Origin of the sequence: Bacillus benzoevorans (assembly GCF_014207535.1) — a bacterium.
Lineage (GTDB): Bacteria > Bacillota > Bacilli > Bacillales > Cytobacillaceae > Bacillus_BD > Bacillus_BD benzoevorans.
Genome location: NZ_JACHGK010000002.1, coordinates 337,583 through 356,513, shown reverse-complemented (window position 1 = coordinate 356,513; position 18,931 = coordinate 337,583). Strand labels below are relative to the sequence as shown.

17 protein-coding genes are annotated in these 18,931 nt (G+C 40.7%); 16 read left to right on the top strand and 1 reads right to left on the bottom strand.

Features of this window, described 5'->3' with window-relative positions; translation table 11 throughout:
• The first annotated feature begins 316 nt into the window (after positions 1-316).
• The 16 genes from menB (at position 317) to HNR53_RS04975 (ending at position 18,344) form a co-directional block, all read left to right on the top strand.
• On the top strand, positions 317-1,117 hold the full coding sequence (gene menB / locus HNR53_RS05050; RefSeq protein WP_184523470.1) for a 1,4-dihydroxy-2-naphthoyl-CoA synthase: 801 nt from the start codon (positions 317-319) through the stop codon (positions 1,115-1,117).
• A gap of 19 nt (positions 1,118-1,136) precedes the next feature.
• Complete coding sequence (locus HNR53_RS05045) at positions 1,137-2,780, top strand: AMP-binding protein (protein ID WP_184523468.1); 1,644 nt, start codon at positions 1,137-1,139, stop codon at positions 2,778-2,780.
• Between the two features lie 54 nt (positions 2,781-2,834).
• On the top strand, positions 2,835-3,581 hold the full coding sequence (locus HNR53_RS05040; protein ID WP_184523466.1) for an SDR family NAD(P)-dependent oxidoreductase: 747 nt from the start codon (positions 2,835-2,837) through the stop codon (positions 3,579-3,581).
• A 163-nt stretch (positions 3,582-3,744) separates the two neighbouring features.
• Complete coding sequence (locus HNR53_RS05035) at positions 3,745-4,524, top strand: enoyl-CoA hydratase/isomerase family protein (RefSeq protein WP_184523464.1); 780 nt, start codon at positions 3,745-3,747, stop codon at positions 4,522-4,524.
• 38 nt (positions 4,525-4,562) lie between these two features.
• Positions 4,563-4,994, top strand: coding sequence for a MaoC family dehydratase (locus HNR53_RS05030; protein WP_184523462.1), 432 nt, complete (start codon positions 4,563-4,565; stop codon positions 4,992-4,994).
• Between the two features lie 71 nt (positions 4,995-5,065).
• Positions 5,066-7,144: a (Fe-S)-binding protein gene (locus tag HNR53_RS05025; protein ID WP_184523459.1), complete on the top strand. Its 2,079-nt coding sequence runs from the start codon at positions 5,066-5,068 to the stop codon at positions 7,142-7,144.
• Between the two features lie 176 nt (positions 7,145-7,320).
• Positions 7,321-8,499 (top strand): acyl-CoA dehydrogenase family protein, encoded by a 1,179-nt coding sequence (locus HNR53_RS05020; RefSeq protein WP_184523457.1) that lies wholly within the window; start codon positions 7,321-7,323, stop codon positions 8,497-8,499.
• A 136-nt stretch (positions 8,500-8,635) separates the two neighbouring features.
• Complete coding sequence (locus HNR53_RS05015) at positions 8,636-9,829, top strand: thiolase family protein (RefSeq protein WP_184523455.1); 1,194 nt, start codon at positions 8,636-8,638, stop codon at positions 9,827-9,829.
• Between the two features lie 15 nt (positions 9,830-9,844).
• Positions 9,845-10,693, top strand: a complete 849-nt coding sequence (locus HNR53_RS05010; RefSeq protein WP_184523453.1) for a 3-hydroxyacyl-CoA dehydrogenase family protein — start codon at positions 9,845-9,847, stop codon at positions 10,691-10,693.
• A 66-nt stretch (positions 10,694-10,759) separates the two neighbouring features.
• Positions 10,760-11,908, top strand: coding sequence for an acyl-CoA dehydrogenase family protein (locus tag HNR53_RS05005; RefSeq protein WP_184523451.1), 1,149 nt, complete (start codon positions 10,760-10,762; stop codon positions 11,906-11,908).
• Positions 11,909-11,952: 44 nt separating this feature from the next.
• Positions 11,953-12,705 (top strand): SDR family NAD(P)-dependent oxidoreductase, encoded by a 753-nt coding sequence (locus HNR53_RS05000; RefSeq protein ID WP_184523449.1) that lies wholly within the window; start codon positions 11,953-11,955, stop codon positions 12,703-12,705.
• A gap of 20 nt (positions 12,706-12,725) precedes the next feature.
• Positions 12,726-13,946, top strand: coding sequence for an L-2-hydroxyglutarate oxidase (gene lhgO / locus HNR53_RS04995; RefSeq protein WP_184523447.1), 1,221 nt, complete (start codon positions 12,726-12,728; stop codon positions 13,944-13,946).
• An 18-nt stretch (positions 13,947-13,964) separates the two neighbouring features.
• Positions 13,965-14,906: a glutarate dioxygenase GlaH gene (glaH, locus tag HNR53_RS04990; protein WP_425488696.1), complete on the top strand. Its 942-nt coding sequence runs from the start codon at positions 13,965-13,967 to the stop codon at positions 14,904-14,906.
• Between the two features lie 253 nt (positions 14,907-15,159).
• Entirely contained in the window at positions 15,160-15,696 is a 537-nt protein-coding gene (locus tag HNR53_RS04985; protein WP_184523445.1) for an acyl-CoA thioesterase, read from the top strand.
• Between the two features lie 62 nt (positions 15,697-15,758).
• The gene (locus HNR53_RS04980) at positions 15,759-17,531 is read left to right on the top strand and encodes an adenine deaminase C-terminal domain-containing protein (RefSeq protein WP_184523443.1); all 1,773 of its coding nucleotides are present in this window, start codon (positions 15,759-15,761) and stop codon (positions 17,529-17,531) included.
• A gap of 57 nt (positions 17,532-17,588) precedes the next feature.
• A complete protein-coding gene (locus HNR53_RS04975) occupies positions 17,589-18,344 on the top strand; it encodes a CPBP family intramembrane glutamic endopeptidase (RefSeq protein ID WP_184523440.1) in 756 nt (251 codons plus the stop codon).
• A 146-nt stretch (positions 18,345-18,490) separates the two neighbouring features.
• Here the strand turns inward: HNR53_RS04975 and HNR53_RS04970 are convergent, their stop codons facing one another.
• Positions 18,491-18,730, bottom strand: coding sequence for a spore germination protein (locus HNR53_RS04970; protein ID WP_184523438.1), 240 nt, complete (start codon positions 18,728-18,730; stop codon positions 18,491-18,493).
• Positions 18,731-18,931 lie beyond the last annotated feature (201 nt).

Below are 18,931 nucleotides of genomic sequence, written 5' to 3'. Positions count from 1 at the left end.
GGCTTTTCTTAGAGCTTCAGCTCTTAGAAAAGTCAATCGGGCTCTGCGCGACTACGCCTCTGTCTTCGCCTTTCAGGCTCGCCAATCGGCGAGTTTTCTTTATTATTTGCGTAAATGTTTCTTACAATTGCGAAAATTATTATAATTGCGAGAATATTCGCATTATAAAGTTTATTTTAACAAGGATAGATGTTGGCACAGAACTTGCAACATATAAAAGTGAAAGGAGGGAAATTAGCTAAAGGAGGGATTTTAACAATATTGATGCATCAGCAATCATTATTAAAAAACAACAAAGAAAATGGAGGAATGAATAATGGAACTATTGGATGTACTGTATGAAAAAACGAATGGAATAGCCAAAATTACGATTAACCGCCCGGAGGCGTACAATGCTTTTCGCGGACGGACGATTAAAGAATTAATTTGGACGTTCCGCGATGCTTGGGACGATAACCAAGTGGGTGTTGTGATTTTAACAGGTGCTGGTCCAAAGGCTTTTTGCACTGGCGGAGATCAAAAGAACAAAGGCGATGAGGGCGGTTACGATTACAACGGTGGTTTAGGCGGCGGTATTGGCCTGGAAATTGAGAATCTGCACCAAACAATCCGTAATATTCCGAAGCCTGTTATTGCAGCGGTGAATGGCTTTGCGATTGGAGGGGGTCATGTCCTGCATGTCCTTTGTGATTTGACGATTGCTTCAGAAACAGCGAAATTTGGACAAGCTGGACCAAAAGTAGGAAGCTATGATGCTGGTTTCGGATCCGCCTATTTAGCAAGATTAGTAGGGGAAAAGAAAGCACGGGAAATTTGGTATCTGTGTGAGATGTATACCGCACAAGAGGCTAAAGAAATGGGGCTGGTCAATAAAATTGTCCCAGCGGAAGAGCTGCAAGCGGCAGCAGAAGAATGGGCTGAGAAAGTGCTCGCTAAAAGTCCAACAGCGCTCAAAATGCTTAAATACTCATTTAATGCTGACAGTGCCAACATCCAAGGGATTTCACAACTTGCCATGAGCAGTCTGGCGATGTTTTATAACACAGACGAGTCTGCCGAAGGAATGAATGCGTTTCTCGAAAAAAGATCCGCTGATTTTAGTAAGTTTAGAAAATAACTAGGAGATGATGAGGCTCGTGAAATTTGAAACGATTTTGGATTCTGAATATTTAGGGAAATATCAGTCCGTTTGGCCAAATAAAACGATTCTTGATTATCTAAATAATGCGATAGAAAAATTCCCAAATAAGTCCGCGATTATTGATAAAAAGAGCCGCTATACGTATCGTGAGTTGGGGAAAATAGTCGACCGAGTTGCATTAGGACTGTTGGAATTAGGTCTTGGAAAAGGGGATGTCATCTCCATACAGCTGCCCAACTGGAATGAATTTATCATTCTTCACTATGCGGCGACAAGAATTGGAGCGATTACCAATCCACTCATTCCCATTTATCGTGATCGTGAAATCGGTTATATGGTCGGGATGGCCGAAGCGAAAATGATCGTCATTCCTGATACATTCCGCGGTTATGATTATCCGGCGATGATTGACAGACTATCTCATCAATGGCCGTCACTTGAACATGTATATGTAATGGGTGAGAATGTACCAGCCCATATGAAGCCGCTATCATCATTGATGGATAAACCATGGGAAGAAATAAAGGATGTATCATTATTGGATCAAATTACACATGATCCGAATGATGTGACCGAAATTATTTTTACCTCGGGAACAACAGGAAATCCAAAAGGGGTTATGCATACACATAATACCGTTTGTGTCTCAACCAATTACTGGATTGAGCATATGCAATTAACCTCTGATGATGTGATGTTTATGGCCTCGACCTTTGCCCATCAAACGGGTTTTGGCTATGGGGTAAGGCTACCTACGACAATTGGCGGAACCGGGGTTTATCAAGATGTTTGGAACCCGCTTGAATTTGTTGAGTTAATCGAGGAAGAGGGAATTACCTTTACAGCAGGCGCAACTCCATTTCTGCAGGACATTATGCAATTGAAGGAAATTGAAAATCGCAATATTGGTTCACTAAGAATCTTTGCCGCGATGGGTGCGCCTATTCCGATGGCATTGGTAAAGGACGCTTCGCACAAAGTGAATTTTGCCATTCTGTCTGGCTGGGGTCAAACAGAAAGTGGTCTTGTGACGCTGACGCATCTTGACGATTCGAAAGAAAAGCTGACAGGTACGGATGGGGTCGCGCTTGATACGATGGAGGTAATGGTCATTGATTTGAACGGTGATCCTTGTCCGCCTAATGTCGAAGGAGATCTATTGAGCCGTGGACCTGCGCTGTTTGTTGGCTATTTGAAAAATCTCGAAGGGACCTTGTCTGAGTATCGCGGGGAATGGTTTTTTACGGGAGATCGTGCCTTTATGGATGAAGACGGTTACATCCGTATTTCCGGGCGCAATAAAGATATTATTATCCGCGGCGGTGAAAATATCCCTGTCGTTTATATTGAAAATATTTTGTATGAGCATGAGGACATCATGGATGTACAGCTTATCGCCATACCAGATCCAAGACTGCAGGAAAAAGCCTGCGCTGTAATTTCCATGAAGCCCGGAAAAACGCCGCTTAATATGCTGAGCCTGCAAGAATTCCTTGCGCAAAAAGGAGTAGCAAAGCAATATTGGCCAGAGTATTTGGAGGTTGTTGAGGAATTTCCAAGAACACCAAGTGGAAAAATTCAAAAGTTCCGCTTGAGAGAAATGATTCTCCAAAGTATGACGGAAAAGGAATTAAATTAATACATTCATTACTTACATTTAACCATTTAACAAAGATATTGGAGGGAAAGAAAAATGACAAAACGAGTAGCCTTTATTACGGGAGCAGGACGTGGAATCGGAAGGGAGATTGCTAGAACATTGGCATCTAGAGGAATGGACATTATTGTAACCGATGTCAATATTGATAATGCCAATGAAACGGTTTCGCTTGTGGAAAAAGAAGGAGGAAAGGCAGCAGCCGTTTATTGCGACGTAACAAGACTGGAAAGTGTGAAGGAGGCAGTGGGTGCTTCTGTAGCCCATTTCGGAAAAATTGATGTACTCGTGAATAATGCAGGATGGGATAAGGTTGAACCATTTTTGAAAAGTGAACCAAGTACATGGAAGCTGATTATGGATATTAACTTAATGGGTCAAATTCACACTTGTAAAGAAATTTTGCCTGTCATGATTGAAAATGGTTATGGCAAGGTGATCAATATTGCCTCTGATTCTGGAAGAGTGGGCTCAAGCGGAGAAGCAGTCTACTCAGCAGCAAAAGGGGGAGTCATTGCGTTCACGAAAACGATGGCGCGGGAAATGGCAAGGCATAAGATCAATGTGAATTGTGTTTCACCTGGACCAAGCAATACCCCTCTTTTCGAAGAAATCGGTTCTTATAATGAAGGAATTGCAACAGCACTGGAAAAGGCGATTCCGTTTAGACGTTTGGCACAGCCTAGTGATATCGCCAATGGGGTGGCATTCTTAGCGTCGGAAGAGGCGGATTATGTGACAGGGCAAACGATTTCAGTCAATGGCGGCTTGGCGATGGTGTAATTTTAATATTTGTAATATTTTAAATTTTTGGTTAGTGGTGATCGGATTGTGCGGGGAGCTTGGCTCCCCTCTGATGGTCGGCGATGATTTTCCCTGTTTTTGGTTTGAGTGACGTATTTAGTTAATGTTTTGCTTTTATTATCGATACGAGGAGGAGTACATAATGCTTTATGAAAATCTGCTTGTTGAAAAGGTCAATCAAATTGGCGTGATTAAAATCAATCGTCCTGAGGTAAGAAATGCTTTGAATAATGAAACGGTAACAGAAATTTTAGCTGCTTTTGATGGGTTAGAGAAGGATCCGGAAATTGGCGTAATTGTTTTTACTGGGGTGGGTGAAAAAGCATTTGCGGCGGGGGCAGATATTAACCAGCTAACCACGAGAAAAGCGACTGAGGCCTTTAAAGCTGGAAGTATGAGTGATGTGTATCGCCACATTGAAAATAGTAAAAAGGCAACGATTGCCGCGATTAATGGATTTGCTCTTGGTGGTGGAAGCGAGCTTGCGATGAGCTGTGATATTCGCATCGCCTCTGAAAATGCAAAATTCGGATTGCCTGAGTTGAACTTATCGGTTATTCCTGGTGCCGGTGGTACGCAGCGCTTAACCCGTATCATCGGGAAGGGGCGTGCGATGAATATGATTTTAACGGGAGAATTTATCTCTGCTATTGAGGCAAAGTCGATCGGCTTAGTAACGGATGTCGTTCCGCTAGAGGAATTAATGAATGCGGCAATTGAAAAGGCCGAAAAAATCATAGCTAAAGGACCTCTTGCTGTGCAAATGGCTAAGCTCGTTATCAACCGCGGCTTTGAGGTTGATATGGATACGAGTTTATTGATTGAAAGCTTAGCACAAGCCTTCCTTTATACAACAGAAGATAAGGTAGAAGGAACGAAAGCTTTTCTTGAAAAGAGACAGCCGTCGTTTTTAGGAAATTAAATAATATACTGCGTTCTTATGAAAGGGGTGCTGATAGAATGGAACTGAAACTTAGGAAAAAGGAACTCATGTACGAAGATATTCATATAGGCGATACAGATTCTTTTACTAAAACGATGACTGATTATGATATTGTTCAATTTGCCAGGCTGACTGGTGATTGTAATCCGATACACCTTGATTCAGAGTATGCGAAGAAGACGTTTTTTAAAGATAGAATTGCCCATGGCATTTTATCAGGCAGTATTATTTCGACTGTGATTGGAATGAAGCTGCCTGGACCTAATAGCATTTATATGTCGCAAAACTTTAAGTTTCTTGCTCCAGTAAAAATTGGAGATACGATCAAAGCAAAAGTTGAAGTAATGGAAAAAAGAGATGATAAAAAAATCATTAAGCTAAAAACGCAGGTAATCAATCAGCGTGAGGAAACGGTGGTAGATGGGGAAGCGGTTGTTATGAAGCTTTAGCAAGTTCAGTGAAAATGAGCAGGAACCTCCAATCTGCTAAAATAGTTTGTCATTGAAGGGAGATGAAAAGGATGTTTTCTTTACTGAATTTACTTGCTTTTCTAGTTGTGGCTGGATATGCTGTCTATTTGTTTACTAATCTTCTCTATACCCGGTATTTGTTTATCAAGCTAGGGAAAAATGCCGAATTTGAACCAAATCTAAAAGAGCGAATCAATCTTATCTTGATCAATGGGTTCGGTCAAAGAAAATTATTCAAAGACAAGAAAAGCGGTTTGATGCATCTTATCTTATTTTATACTTTTTTTATCATTCAAGCAGGACTCATCGAACTGATTATGAAAGGATTTAGTAAAGGCTATGAATTTCCTTTTGGTGAGGCGCATAAATATTTTAGCCTTCTGCAGGAATGGGCCACATTTCTTATGCTGTTAGCGATTGTTTACGCATTTTACCGCCGTTATGGGGAAAAACTGCAGCGGCTGCAATGGAAGCGGGACGGCAAGGCTGCTTTTGTCTATATTGCCTTAACGACTTTAACTACGTCCATCCTGGTTACATTAGGATTTGAAGCGATTATGCTCGGGGCTGAGCCCAATCTAGTCTATGCTCCATTCTCGGGTGCTGTTGCCTTGCTGTTCTCCGGTATTGGAACAACAGCTGGAACCGTGCTGTTTTACGTATTTTGGTGGGTTCATATGTTAACCGTATTTACATTCTTAGTGTTTGTGCCCCAATCAAAGCAATTTCATGAGCTATTTGCGATGGTCAATATCTTTTTCAAAAAGCAAGGCCCTGTTGGAAAGTTAAAGAAGATTGACTTTGAGGATGAAGCTGCTGAAGTGTTTGGTGTCGGGAAGATTGAGGATTTTGCTCAGAATCAGTTAATCGATCTCTATGCATGCGCCGAATGCGGCCGCTGCACTAATATGTGCCCGGCTGCAGGTACGGGGAAAATGTTATCACCGATGGAACTCATCGTGAAGATGAGAGATCATTTGACAGACAAAGGAGCAGCCATCACATCCAGACAGCCATGGGCACCGGCTTTTGCTTTTAAAAACACAAAAGCGAACCAATTGGCTCTAATGGGGGAAGGGATAAGAGAGTCTGCTGCAGCAGTTGAGAACATCCGTTTAATTGGCGATGTCATCACAGAGGAAGAAATTTGGGCATGTACAACCTGCCGCAACTGTGAAGACCAATGTCCGGTTATGAATGAGCATGTCGATAAAATTATCGATTTACGCCGCTACCTCGTACTGACAGAGGGAAAAATGAATTCTGATGCGCAGCGTGCGATCACCAATATTGAGCGCCAAGGCAATCCATGGGGTCTTAACCGCAAAGAACGCGAAAATTGGCGTGAGGGCAGGGAAGACATCCAAGTTCCAACAGTGAAAGAAGTGGAAAAATCAGGGGGAGAATTTGAATATTTATTCTTTGTGGGTTCCATGGGCTCCTATGATAACCGCAGTCAAAAGATTGCTCAGTCATTGGCACGGGTGATGAATGTAGCAGGGATTACATTTGCTATTCTCGGTAATAAGGAGAAAAATTCCGGTGATACACCGCGGCGGATCGGAAATGAGTTTTTATTTCAAGAATTAGCTGCCGGCAATATTGAAACATTCCAAAAGCATCATGTGAAGAAAATTGTCACAATTGATCCACATGCTTATAACTCGTTTAAAAATGAATATCCGGAATTCGGTCTTGAGGCAGAAGTTTATCACCATACGGAATTATTGGCGCAATGGATCAAAGAAGGAAGAATTACATTTACAAAAGAATTAAATGAGGTTATTACGTATCATGACTCTTGTTATTTAGGGCGCTACAATACAGTCTACGATCCGCCTCGTGAAATTTTAAAAGCGATTCCGGGGGTTAAACTAGTTGAAGCGGAACGTAACAGGCAAAATGCGATGTGCTGCGGTGCCGGGGGCGGGATGATGTGGACGGAGGAGACAGCCGGAACAAGAGTGAACGTGGCAAGAACAGAGCAGCTTCTTGAAGCAAAACCAACGATGATAGGAACTGGATGTCCATATTGTTTAACGATGATTAGTGATGGTGTAAAGGCGAAAGAATTTGAAGGGACAATTGGAAACTTTGATATCGTGGAAATTGTAGAGAAGGCGCTCTAATTAATAGAAAATTCGCAATCTTGCATAAATGATTCTCGATTCTGCGAAAAATTCTCAGTTTTGCGAGACTTTTAAACTAGAGGTGCCAATTTTTCAGTGATACTTGTTGGCACGGAACTTGCATATTAAACAATTAAGAAACTTCATTTTACAAAAATCAAAAGGAGGAATTATAAATGTTAAATTTTTCATTCACTGAGGAACAAGAATTTTTTCGTAAAATGCTAAAGGATTTTGCTAAAGAGGAACTATTGCCAAATTATACAAAGTGGGATAGAGAAGGAATCACACCAAAACATTTATGGAAGAAGTTAGGTCAGCTGGGGGTTAATGGACTTCGCATTCCTGCTGAGTATGGCGGCAGCGGTGCTGATTGTGTAACGACAGGGATTGCTGCAGAAGAAATTGGCCGAGGGGATTTTAACCTTACTTATGCTGTTATGTTAAATGCTTTAATCGGCGAAATTATTACAAAGCATGCACCGGAGGCATTGAAGCAGGAATGGCTTCCGAAAATTGCGAGCGGAGATAAAATCGTTGGGATTGCGATTACAGAGCCTGATGCAGGAACAGATGCAGGCGGAATTAAAACAACAGCCGTCCGTAAAGGGAATGTCTACGTACTGAACGGAGAAAAATCCGGAATCAGTGTGGCAACCGTAGGAGATGCCTTCCTTGTTTTTGCAAAAACAAACCCTGAACTAGGAAATCGTGGAATTAGCGCCTTTATTGTTCCAGCTGATCTTCCAGGTGTTGATTGTAAAGGCTATGAAGATATGGGGAATATTGCGGTTGGACGCGGCTCGGTTTATTTAACAGATGCAGAGGTGCCGGCAGAAAACTTAATCGGTCTTGAAAACAAAGGCTTCTCACAAGTAATGAATGGGTTTGACCTTAGCCGTCTCTTAATTGGTCTGCAATGTGTTGGAGCCGCTTCGCAAAGCATAGACGAAACAATTGAACATGTGAAGGTTCGTACTTCTTTTGGACAGCCGCTGGCAACCTACCAAGGGGTATCGTTCCCACTGGTTACTCACTATACGCAGTTAGAGTTTGTGAAATGGCAGGCGTATCGCGGTCTATGGCTTCGTGACCAAGGATTAAAGCATTCAAAAGAATCGGCCTCTGTAAAATGGTTAGGACCTAAATATGGTGCGGAAGCCATTCACGAATGTCTTCTGTTTAATGGTCATTATGGTTATACAAAAGAAATGCCGCATGAGCAGCGTTTGCGTGATGTCATTGGCTTGGAAATTGGAGATGGAACGGCACAGGCCAATATGATGGTCATTGCGAAGGACATCATCGGTAAAGAATACCGCTCTACTGGTAATTTAGTAGCTGCTAAAAACTAAAAAGTATGATGAGCAGTAAAGCAGATTGGTAGATGACAAATTCCAAATATTCAGATAAAAATTTTTCACCATTATTGTAATAGATGGAACGGAGCCAATGGCTCCCTAAATCTATTCATTTCCATAGGAGGAACTTATGAAACCAGTATTTGTAGTGGAATCAGTCCGCACAGCAATAGGGAAAATGGGCGGGGCACTGAAGGAGGTCCAACCTGATTTTCTTGCTGCTAAAGTGATTGAAGAAGTAGTGAGAAGAGCAGACATAGACAAAAATGCAGTGGATGAAGTCATTCTTGGACAGACAAAACAATCTTCAGATGCCCCAAATATTGCCCGGTCCGCTTTGCTTCGGGCAGGTCTTTCTGTCGACATTCCGGGGTATACAGTACAAAGACAATGTGGTTCAGCGCTTCAGGCAATCAACAATGGTGCCCAACAAATTATAAGCGGGTTGGGTGATGTGATTGTTGCTGGCGGTGTTGAATCGATGAGTTTAGCACCATTTTATATCCGCAATGCCCGTCATGGCGTTGGAACAGGGAATACCGTGCTAGTGGATTCTAATACAGAAAGTCAAGTAAGATCACAGCCGATTGAGGAATATGGAAATCTAACGATGGGAATGACAGCCGAAAATTTAGCTGAAATCTATAAGATTTCCCGAATCGAGCAGGATGAGTTTGCCCAAAGAAGTCAGGAACTTGCCCATCAAGCGATAACTTCAGGCAAGTTTGAAAAAGAAATTCTTCCATATGAAATTCGTGAGCGTAAGAGTGTGAAAACCTTTGCTGTTGATGAACATCCGCGTCTATCAACCTTAGAAAAACTAGGAGATTTAAAACCAGTTTTTAAAGAAAATGGAACGGTTACGGCTGGAAATAGCAGTGGACGTAATGATGGAGCATCGGCAGTGGTCCTGATGTCCGGAGAAGCAGTCGAAAAATATGGCGTAAAGCCAAAAGTGAGAATCGTTTCACAGGCTGTGTCAGGTGTATCTCCTAAAATTATGGGAATAGGACCGGTTTCAGCAACCAAGCTTGCATTAAAGAGAGCAGGTTTAACAATAGAGGACATTGGCCTAATTGAGCTGAATGAAGCTTTTGCGGCACAATCGATTGCCGTTATTCGCGAACTAAATCTTGATTTAGATAAAGTCAATGTCAATGGGGGAGCCATAGCCCTAGGCCATCCATTAGGTGCAACTGGATCAATTCTTACGACAAAACTGCTGCATGAAATGGAACTTAGGGGCGTTAAATATGGATTAGTGACCTTGTGTATTGGCGGCGGACAAGGAATTACAACTGTTTTTGAAAATTGCTTGAGGTAAATAGGGGGAAATGACATGTCAGTAAAAAAGATTGCTGTCATTGGCAGCGGAACAATGGGGCGCGGAATTGCTTATACGGCTGCATTATCAGGCTTTGCCGTCACTCTTCAGGATATATCGGCGGAAGCACTTGATAGAGCAAAAGATGGAAACGTCTCACTTTCTGTACAAAGTGCTGAAAAAGGCTATATCACAAATGAACAGCGTGACCTTGTGCAGCAAAATATAATTTATACAACCGATTTGCAAGAAGCCGTGGCAAGCGCTGATTTAGTGATTGAAGCGATCCTTGAAATTATGGAATTAAAAATTGAAACCTTTAAAAAGGTTGAGGAATTTGCTCCAGAACATGCGATTTTGGCAACAAACACTTCAACGATGAGTCCGACGGAAATCGGTGCGGCAACGAAAAACCCAGCGCGATTTGTCGCAATGCACTTCTTCAATCCGGTTCACCGGATGAAATTAATTGAGATCATTCGCGGTCTCGATACTTCAGATGAAACAGTAGAAGCAGTTCGCCAGGTATCGGAAAAGATGGGCAAGGAAACGGTTGAAGTCAATGAATTCCCAGGATTTGTTACAAGCCGGATGAACTGTATTATTGGAAATGAAGCGATGAATATGCTGATGGAAGGGGTAGCATCGGCTGAGGACATTGATAAAGCAATTAAACTTGGCTTAAATCATCCAATGGGTCCACTGGAAATGGCTGATCTAGTCGGGTTAGACAGTCGTCTTCGCAACATGGAATATCTATACCAGTCACTAGGCGAAAAATTCCGTCCATCGCCATTACTAGTGAAATATGTAAAAGCAGGAAGATTAGGAAGAAAATCAGGTCAAGGTTTCTATACTTATTAATCGTAAAACAGGAAGAATACTTATATTTCTTTACTAACATTTATTAATGAAAGGGACGTGAATAAAATGGTAGAAGTTCTAACAAAGGATATTCAACACTTAAAACAAGGAATTCGTGACTTTATTGAGAATGAAATAGAGCCTCATGCGATGTTAATCGAAGAAACAGACGAAATTCCACAAGATATTTTAGAAAAATCGAAGGAAATGGGCTTATTTGCCCTAAGCATTCCGGAAGAATACGGCGGCTTAGGCATCGGTATGCTCGGAAAATGTGCCGTATTAGAAGAGGTAGGCCGAACGATTAATGGCTATACCACAGTGATTGGCGGTCATACCGGCATCGGCAGCGTCGGAATTGTGGAATTGGCGAATGAAGCACAAAAGCAAAAATACTTACCGAAAATGGCAAGCGGAGAATGGATTGGTGCCTTTGCTTTAACAGAGCCAAGTGCAGGTTCCCATGCGTTCAATTTAAAAACAACAGCAGTAAGAAAAGGTGACAAATACATTTTAAACGGATCAAAATGCTACATCACGAACGCCGGACTTGCGCATGTGTTTACCGTAATGGCTGTAACCAATCCATCTAAAGGACCTAAAGGAATTACATCCTTTATTGTGGAAAAGGACTTCCCAGGATTTAAGTTAGGAAGTAAAGAGAAGAAAATGGGGCTGCATGGTTCACACACATGGGAAATTTTCTTTGAAGATTGTGAAGTTCCGGTTGAGAATATGCTGGGTGAAGAGGGACAAGGTTATGTAAATGCGTTGAAAATCTTAGCAAACGGACGTGCCGCAATGGCGGCTAGAAACCTAGGTTCCGCTGATAAATTATTAGACATGTCTCTTGATTATGCCCATATGCGCATTCAGTTCGGCAAGCCGATTTTTGAACAACAAATTATTCAACACTATTTAGCTGAAATGGCAACAGAGATTGAAGCGCTGCGTGCCTTTACCTATCATGTTGCCAATCTTGTTGACCAAGGGAAGAGCGTCATTAAAGAAGCAGCCATGGTCAAGCTTCTTGGTTCGGAAACCTACAATCGTGTCGCAGATAAAGCCGTGCAAATTCATGGAGGCATGGGTTATATTTCTGAATATCCAATTGAACGTTATTACCGTGATGCCCGAATTACGAGAATTTATGAAGGAACATCTGAAATTCAAAAGAATATTATTGCCGCGCAATTACATCGAAAATATCAATAAAGAAATTCGATTAAACTATGAAACTAGGGGAGATTCCTTTGCGCTTGAAAGATAAAATTGCCTTCGTAACGGGTGCAGGCGGTCCGATGGGGGAAGCGATTGCTTTACGTTTCGCTGAAGAGGGTGCCAAATTAGTCATCACTGATATTTCTGAGAAGCGATTAAATAGAACGAAAGAAAAATTGCTTGAGTATCTTGATACTGATCAGATTTTAGCCATAAGAGCAAGTGTCCTTGAATTGGATGAAGTGGAAGAAGTAGTGGAGGAAGCAAAGAAAAAGTTCACCAGAATCGATATCTTAGTCAATGTGGTTGGAGGTATACGAGATACGACGATGATTAAATCTCTTTTTGAAATTGAGGGAGAGCGCTGGGATCAAACGATGGAACTCAATTTAAAAGGAACGTTTTATTGTACGAAATTAGTGGCACCAATCATGCTTGAGCATGGTTATGGAAAAATTGTCAATATTTCTACGATTCATTTTGAAGGGGAGAAAGGGTATGCCGATTATGGGGCTGCGAAGGCGGGAGTCTCCTCCTTTACGAAAACAGCCGCAAAAGAACTAAGTCCTATGATTAATGTCAATGCACTCGCCCCTGGGTTAATTCAAACCTCAATTGTCGACAGAATGGACAGCGAAACACTTGAAGAATATCGTAGCAAGACATTATTAGGCAGGTTAGGAAATCCAGTTGATATTGCTAACGCGGCACTATTTTTAGCAAGCGATGATGCCTCCTATATCACTGGACATATCATACCTGTTTCAGGTGGCATTTGGCCGCATCTATAAAAGACTGGAGGGATAGGCTTATGTACGATTTTGCCATCATTGGGGGAGGGATTGTCGGTCTTTCAACGGGAATGGCTATTTATCAAAGGTTCCCGCATGCAAAGGTCGTTATCATTGAAAAGGAATCATCGGTTGCTAATCATCAAACGGGTCATAATAGCGGAGTCATACATTCAGGAATCTACTATAAACCAGGCAGCTTTAAGGCCCGATTTGCCAAACAGGGAAGCCAATCGATGAGAGAATTTTGCCAAACCTACGAAATCCAGCATGAAATTTGCGGAAAAGTCATTGTGGCAACAAAAGAGGAGGAAATCCCTCATCTGGAAAACCTATATCATCGCGGATTGGATAATGGATTAACGATCCAGCGGATTGGACGGGATGAATTAAAGGAAATTGAACCGCATGTAAATAGTCTTGGGGCCATTCGCGTACCGATGGCTGGAATTGTGAATTACCGTCAAGTGAGTGAGAAGTTTGCTGACATTATTATCGCAAATGGCGGAGAGATTCAGTTAAATACAAAAGTCGAAGATATAAATGAAGAGTTAGATCAAGTTACGATTGAAACGAGTCGTGGTACGACCAAAGCCAAAATGATCATTAACTGTGCCGGATTGCACAGCGATCGTGTGGCATCCGCAGCGGGTTATCATACCGATATGAAAATTGTCCCGTTTCGCGGTGAATATTTTAAATTAAAACCTGAAAAAAGGCATCTCGTGAAACATCTTATCTATCCTGTACCAAATCCTAAATTTCCTTTCTTAGGTGTTCATTTTACCCGGATGATAAGTGGTGAAGTGGATGCAGGTCCGAATGCAGTCATGGCTTTTAAACGCGAGGGGTATAAAAAGACAGATGTTAGTTTGAGAGATTTAATGGAATCATTAAGCTATCCTGGATTATGGAAAATGGCTGGTAAATTTGCCAAGGAAGGGCTGGATGAATATGTTCGTTCCTTTAGCAAAAAGCAGTTTACAAAAAGCCTGCAGGCATTAATTCCGGAAATTCAGGAAGATGATTTAATTCCGGCTCCCGCAGGAGTTCGGGCGCAAGCATTAAAGGTTGACGGAAATATGGTAGACGATTTCCACATTATTATGGGAAAACGCTCCATTCATGTATGCAATGCACCGTCCCCGGCAGCAACAGCATCGATTGAAATAGGGAAAGAAGTGGTTAGACGTATTCCAGTTGGGACAAGTGTAACAAATAAAATCAGCACCGTCATTTAATAAAAATGGGAGGAATGGATGATGGGGATTGCAGAAAAGCAGAAAGCAAAATTTGAAAGGGTAACACCACATTATCAAGTAACTGTGCATCCGCAAACAAACCGTTTATATCATATTGAATTGTCAAAAGAGAGCATTGCCAAATTTCTTGATACAATAAGTCAGAAAGATTTTTCCGTGCAGCATTTGGAATACACACCATATGCGCGCTTCTTAACAGCTTCATGCATATTAGATCAGGTAGGAGAAGAGTTTGGCGGGCTGCTTCGCGATATTCTTCATGATCGAGGGACAGGGGGCTTTACGCTGGGTCTGGAGGGAGTAACGGAAGATACCGATGAATATGTCATTTTCTCCACGGCGATTTCTCATTTGATTGGCAGCCCCAACTATGATGCGATGTCAGGGAAATATTATGCACGTTTTACGGTGAAAGATACAGACAATAGTGATTCTTATTTACGTCAGGCCTATCGTTTATTTACCCTCCATACGGATGGAACGTTTGTCGACGAGCCGACAGACTGGCTGTTAATGATGAAAATGGTAGAACAAAACGCACGCGGCGGTGAATCAAGATTATTGCATCTTGATGACTGGAAAGAACAGGACAAATATATTCATCATCCATTAGCCAATCATAAATTCCTTTATAAAGCACCGGGCAGTAAAAATGTAAGCCAGGAAATTGAGAGAACGACATTCTTTAATTATTATAATAAGCCGGGAATGTGTTTTATTGATCAATTTGTCTATCCTGAAAACATTGAACAGGCTAACTATTTATATGAACTTTCCAACTCCATGGAAAACGATAAAAGTCTACTAGAATTTGAGCTTCCTGTAGGAGATCTAGTTGTCATTAATAATATTTTTTGGGTGCACGGACGTGCTGCATTTGAAAAAGATCCAAAATTAAATCGTGAATTATTACGTCAACGCGGCCGATTTAATTCATAAAATAATAGGTGGAATAATTTTAAGAGACAAGTTTATTTTTCTGAAAATTCTGCGAAAAATAAACTTGTCTTTTTTTATTAAACAAATTTCGCTCATTTTGCAATTATGTTTCTCAACTCTGCGAGTATTAACACATCTGCGAAAGTAAAGGGGTAAGAACCCATGTTTTATGGAAAAAAACTTGGTATAAAAATTGCATATACATATTATTAAATAGCAAAATAGAGTTTTCGTGATGAGGAGGAGAAAAAATATGAATGCAAAGTATTGTAGGGAATCAAGAGTAATTCAAACAAACCGTGTCTTTCAAAATGATGTCAATAGTCATCAAACATTATTCGGGGGGCGGCTGATGAGGGATATTGATGAAGTTGCATCCATTTCTGCATTACGTCATTGCCGCACAAATTGTGTCACCGCCTCAACGGATTCGATTGATTTTTTATCACCAATTCGAACGTCAGATACAGTCTGTTATGAATCATATGTTACTTGGGCGGGTTCCTCGTCAATGGAAATATTCGTGAAGATTATCGCGGAAGACTTGAAAAGTGGAAAGCGAAAATTAGCGGCGACTGCCTTTCTAACCTTTGTCGGATTAGATGAAAATAAACGCCCGGCAAGGGTTCCTAATGTGATCCCTGAAACAGAGGAGGAAAAAAGATTAAATGAAACAGCAGCGGAGAGGGCTAGGATGAGAATTGAAAGGAAGGAAAAAAATAAAGAATGGTCTAAGTTTTTTTCGATAGCGATTCCAGGAACAGACTCTGTACAGAGTTCTTTTGTATAGGTTAATATTATTGTTACGAAATGAAAAATTAGAATATTAAAAAAATGGTTCTGAGGTGGCAAATGGATAATAGAGTTTATAGGTGGGGAAATAATCAAATTAGAAAACAAATAGAGGTACTTGATGAAGTCATACTTCCTCATATGATTCTCAAAAATGCGACCTATTTAAATACGTATTTGCACCAATGGCTAGCAGCGAATATTTGGATATATGAAGATCGAATTGTTTATGTAGGAGAGAAGCTTCCCGAACACATAGATGGATGTGAGGTAATTGATTGTGAAGGACAATATTTAGTTCCCGGATATATTGAACCGCATGCCCATCCAAGTCAGTTATATAACCCTCTTACATTAGCAAAACATGCAGGGCAATTCGGGACGACGACATTAATTAACGATAATTTAACCTTTTTCCTTCAGCTCACCAATCAATCATCTTTTAAGTTATTAAATGATTTTCATAGCATTCCAACGAGTATGTACTGGTGGTGCCGGTTTGATGGAAATACGATGTTGTTGGATCAACATGCATTATTTAATGATGAAAGGATCCTGCCCTGGATCCAGCATCCATCTGTGTTGCAAGGCGGCGAGCTGACAGAGTGGCCGAAATTAATCAATGGTGATAACGAAATGTTAACTTGGCTGCAAGAGACAAAGAGATTACATAAGAAGGTAGAAGGGCATTTTCCCGGTGCTTCTGAACGGACTTTAGCAAAATTCACCCTAATGGGCGTTGATTGCGATCATGAAGCGATGACGGGTCAAGAAGCGCTGACACGGATCATGCAGGGCTATGCGGTATCCCTTAGACAATCATCAATTCGCCCGGATTTAGATAGGCTGTTAAGTGAACTAATACAGTTAGGTGTACAGCAGTTTGAGCGGTTTTTCTTTACCACCGATGGCTCACATCCTTCTTTTTATGAAAACGGTATGACAGATGAACTGATCAAAAAAGCCATTGATCATGGGATTCCATTAATAGATGCCTATCTGATGGCAAGCTATAATGTTGCACGTTACTATAATTTAGAACACCTGCATGGCTCCATTGCGACAGGGAGAATTGCCAATATAAATATTTTAGAAGGAAAAGAAAACCCAACACCGATAAGTGTATTAGCAAAAGGGAAATGGATGAAAAGAAACAATCAAGCACACGATAATTCAGCGTCCTTCGATTGGAGAAAATATCAACTATCACCGCTTGATTTAAAATGGACGTTACAAGAAGAGGATTTGATATTTTCAACAACAAAAGGCATTTTCTTAAAAAATAATGTCATAACCAACCCCTATGAGAGTGAGATTGACATAGGCCGTGATGAATTATCCCTTGACCATGGTGAATGTTTCCTGATGCTGGTGGGCAGAGACGGTTCTTGGAGAGTTAATACACTGCTGAAAGGGTTTGCCCAGAATTTAGGGGGCTTTGCCAGTTCCTATTGTGGTGCTGGAAACATCATCATCATCGGAAAAAGTAAAAAAGATATGAAAATAGCATTCGAGCGCATGAAAGCCATCGGAGGAGGGATGGTTTTGGCAGAAAACAATCAGATTATTCATGAAATTCCTTTGCCTTTAAGCGGTATCATGTCTGATCTGGAGATGGACGCATTGATTAAGGAAGAGAAAAAAATGATAGGGTTGCTAAAAGAAAGAGGCTATCAATATAAAGATCCTGCATTCACTTTATTATTCCTCCCGGGAACGCATTTACCATTCATTCGTTTGACAGAAAAAGGCTTGTATGATGTGAAAAATAGAAAGGTGTTAGTTCCTTCAATTGAAATGAATAGAAAAGAGGGGGTTTTGGGAGAAATATGATGGTGCTAAACTAATAATAGTTAAATAGAATAAAAAATTCTTAGTTAGGAGAAAGGAATGGAATCGAAACTTCAAATCGAAACGGACGAAAAAATAAATGCTTCCCAAGCAAACGTTAATAATGAATGGTTAATTGCGACGGGGCTGTTATTAGCGTACAGTTTATTAAACATTATGATGCCTGCTGGTGCTGCATTCCTTTATAAATGGTTTAATCCAACAACACAAATGGGGGATGCCCAATCATTTATCGCCATTCTAGTGACGATAACACCTATAGCAATCTTTGCTATCTTAGCTTATCTATACAAAAAAATGATGAAAGAAGTCCCATTTAGATGGAGCCAGTTTAAAGTAAAAGATATCGGGATTGGAGTGCTTACGACCATATTCATCGTGCTGGTCAATGGGATTATTTCCATCATTGGAGAACAATTTTCTTATGCATCTAGCAGTGATAATCAAGAGACAATCAATGAACTAGGCTTAAGTTTTCCTATATTGATATTTGTTGCTACTGTTTTGATCGCACCCGTTGTGGAAGAATTTTTCTATCGAAAGCTGATCATGGGACATATTTTTAAACATTATGCCAAAACAGGATTAGTGATCAGTTCGATTCTTTTTGGCCTATCTCATTTTACTATCGAAAGTTTAACAGCAAACTTTAATCCATTTAATATATTATCTTATGTCGTGATGGGATTTTTCTTTGGCTTGGTTTACTATATAACAAAACGAATTGAGGCCTCTATTATGGCTCATCTCATGAACAATTTAATGGTAACGGTGTTCTATCTGATTGTCATGTAAAGATTAACCTTAAAGGGGCTATTTAGGCAGTAAAAATGCCATTCCTACTGGCGCTGTAACGTCGTTAAAAAATTAGCTCAAAAAAGGCAAGAGAGCCATCTCTTGCCTTTTTTTCATGCTTGGTGAAGTATTAAATAGATGCATCCTCATTGGCTATTGTTTGGAGAAGAAGGATTTTCGATTTGACCTTGATCACTTATATCCGAATCTTGAGTCACCGATGAGATCAGGGAGTTACTAGGAGAAAAATCCCCCGCTGAAAAATTAGCACCAAATAATTTTACGTTTGCAGTATGGCTATTTTGTAACGTTCTTCCTATATTTATGTTTGCATTTTGTGTCATGCCGTTTACGTATAGGTTGAAAATATTAATTTGATTATACATAATTTCCTCCAATTAAAAACAGCTTTTTGAATATAAAATAAAATATGTTAAATAAGTACAATAAGAAATAGACAAACATGGAATTTTAGCAGGGGACAGGTACCACGTCCCGCCACCAAAAATAAATCGGGACAATGGACTGTCCCTGCGTCCCACTAATACAGCAGCTGGAAAAAATTAGGGGAACATAAGAACCGTCCC

Coding starts and splice junctions, on each gene's coding strand:
- menB (WP_184523470.1), top strand. CDS start 317: ATGGAACTATTGGATGTACTGTATGAAAAAACGAATGGAATAGCCAAA.
- HNR53_RS04975 (WP_184523440.1), top strand. CDS start 17,589: ATGGAATCGAAACTTCAAATCGAAACGGACGAAAAAATAAATGCTTCC.
- HNR53_RS05035 (WP_184523464.1), top strand. CDS start 3,745: ATGCTTTATGAAAATCTGCTTGTTGAAAAGGTCAATCAAATTGGCGTG.
- glaH (WP_425488696.1), top strand. CDS start 13,965: ATGATGGGGATTGCAGAAAAGCAGAAAGCAAAATTTGAAAGGGTAACA.
- HNR53_RS05005 (WP_184523451.1), top strand. CDS start 10,760: ATGGTAGAAGTTCTAACAAAGGATATTCAACACTTAAAACAAGGAATT.
- HNR53_RS05030 (WP_184523462.1), top strand. CDS start 4,563: ATGGAACTGAAACTTAGGAAAAAGGAACTCATGTACGAAGATATTCAT.
- HNR53_RS05040 (WP_184523466.1), top strand. CDS start 2,835: ATGACAAAACGAGTAGCCTTTATTACGGGAGCAGGACGTGGAATCGGA.
- lhgO (WP_184523447.1), top strand. CDS start 12,726: ATGTACGATTTTGCCATCATTGGGGGAGGGATTGTCGGTCTTTCAACG.
- HNR53_RS05020 (WP_184523457.1), top strand. CDS start 7,321: ATGTTAAATTTTTCATTCACTGAGGAACAAGAATTTTTTCGTAAAATG.
- HNR53_RS05010 (WP_184523453.1), top strand. CDS start 9,845: ATGTCAGTAAAAAAGATTGCTGTCATTGGCAGCGGAACAATGGGGCGC.
- HNR53_RS05015 (WP_184523455.1), top strand. CDS start 8,636: ATGAAACCAGTATTTGTAGTGGAATCAGTCCGCACAGCAATAGGGAAA.
- HNR53_RS04985 (WP_184523445.1), top strand. CDS start 15,160: ATGAATGCAAAGTATTGTAGGGAATCAAGAGTAATTCAAACAAACCGT.
- HNR53_RS05025 (WP_184523459.1), top strand. CDS start 5,066: ATGTTTTCTTTACTGAATTTACTTGCTTTTCTAGTTGTGGCTGGATAT.
- HNR53_RS04980 (WP_184523443.1), top strand. CDS start 15,759: ATGGATAATAGAGTTTATAGGTGGGGAAATAATCAAATTAGAAAACAA.
- HNR53_RS04970 (WP_184523438.1), bottom strand. CDS start 18,730: ATGTATAATCAAATTAATATTTTCAACCTATACGTAAACGGCATGACA.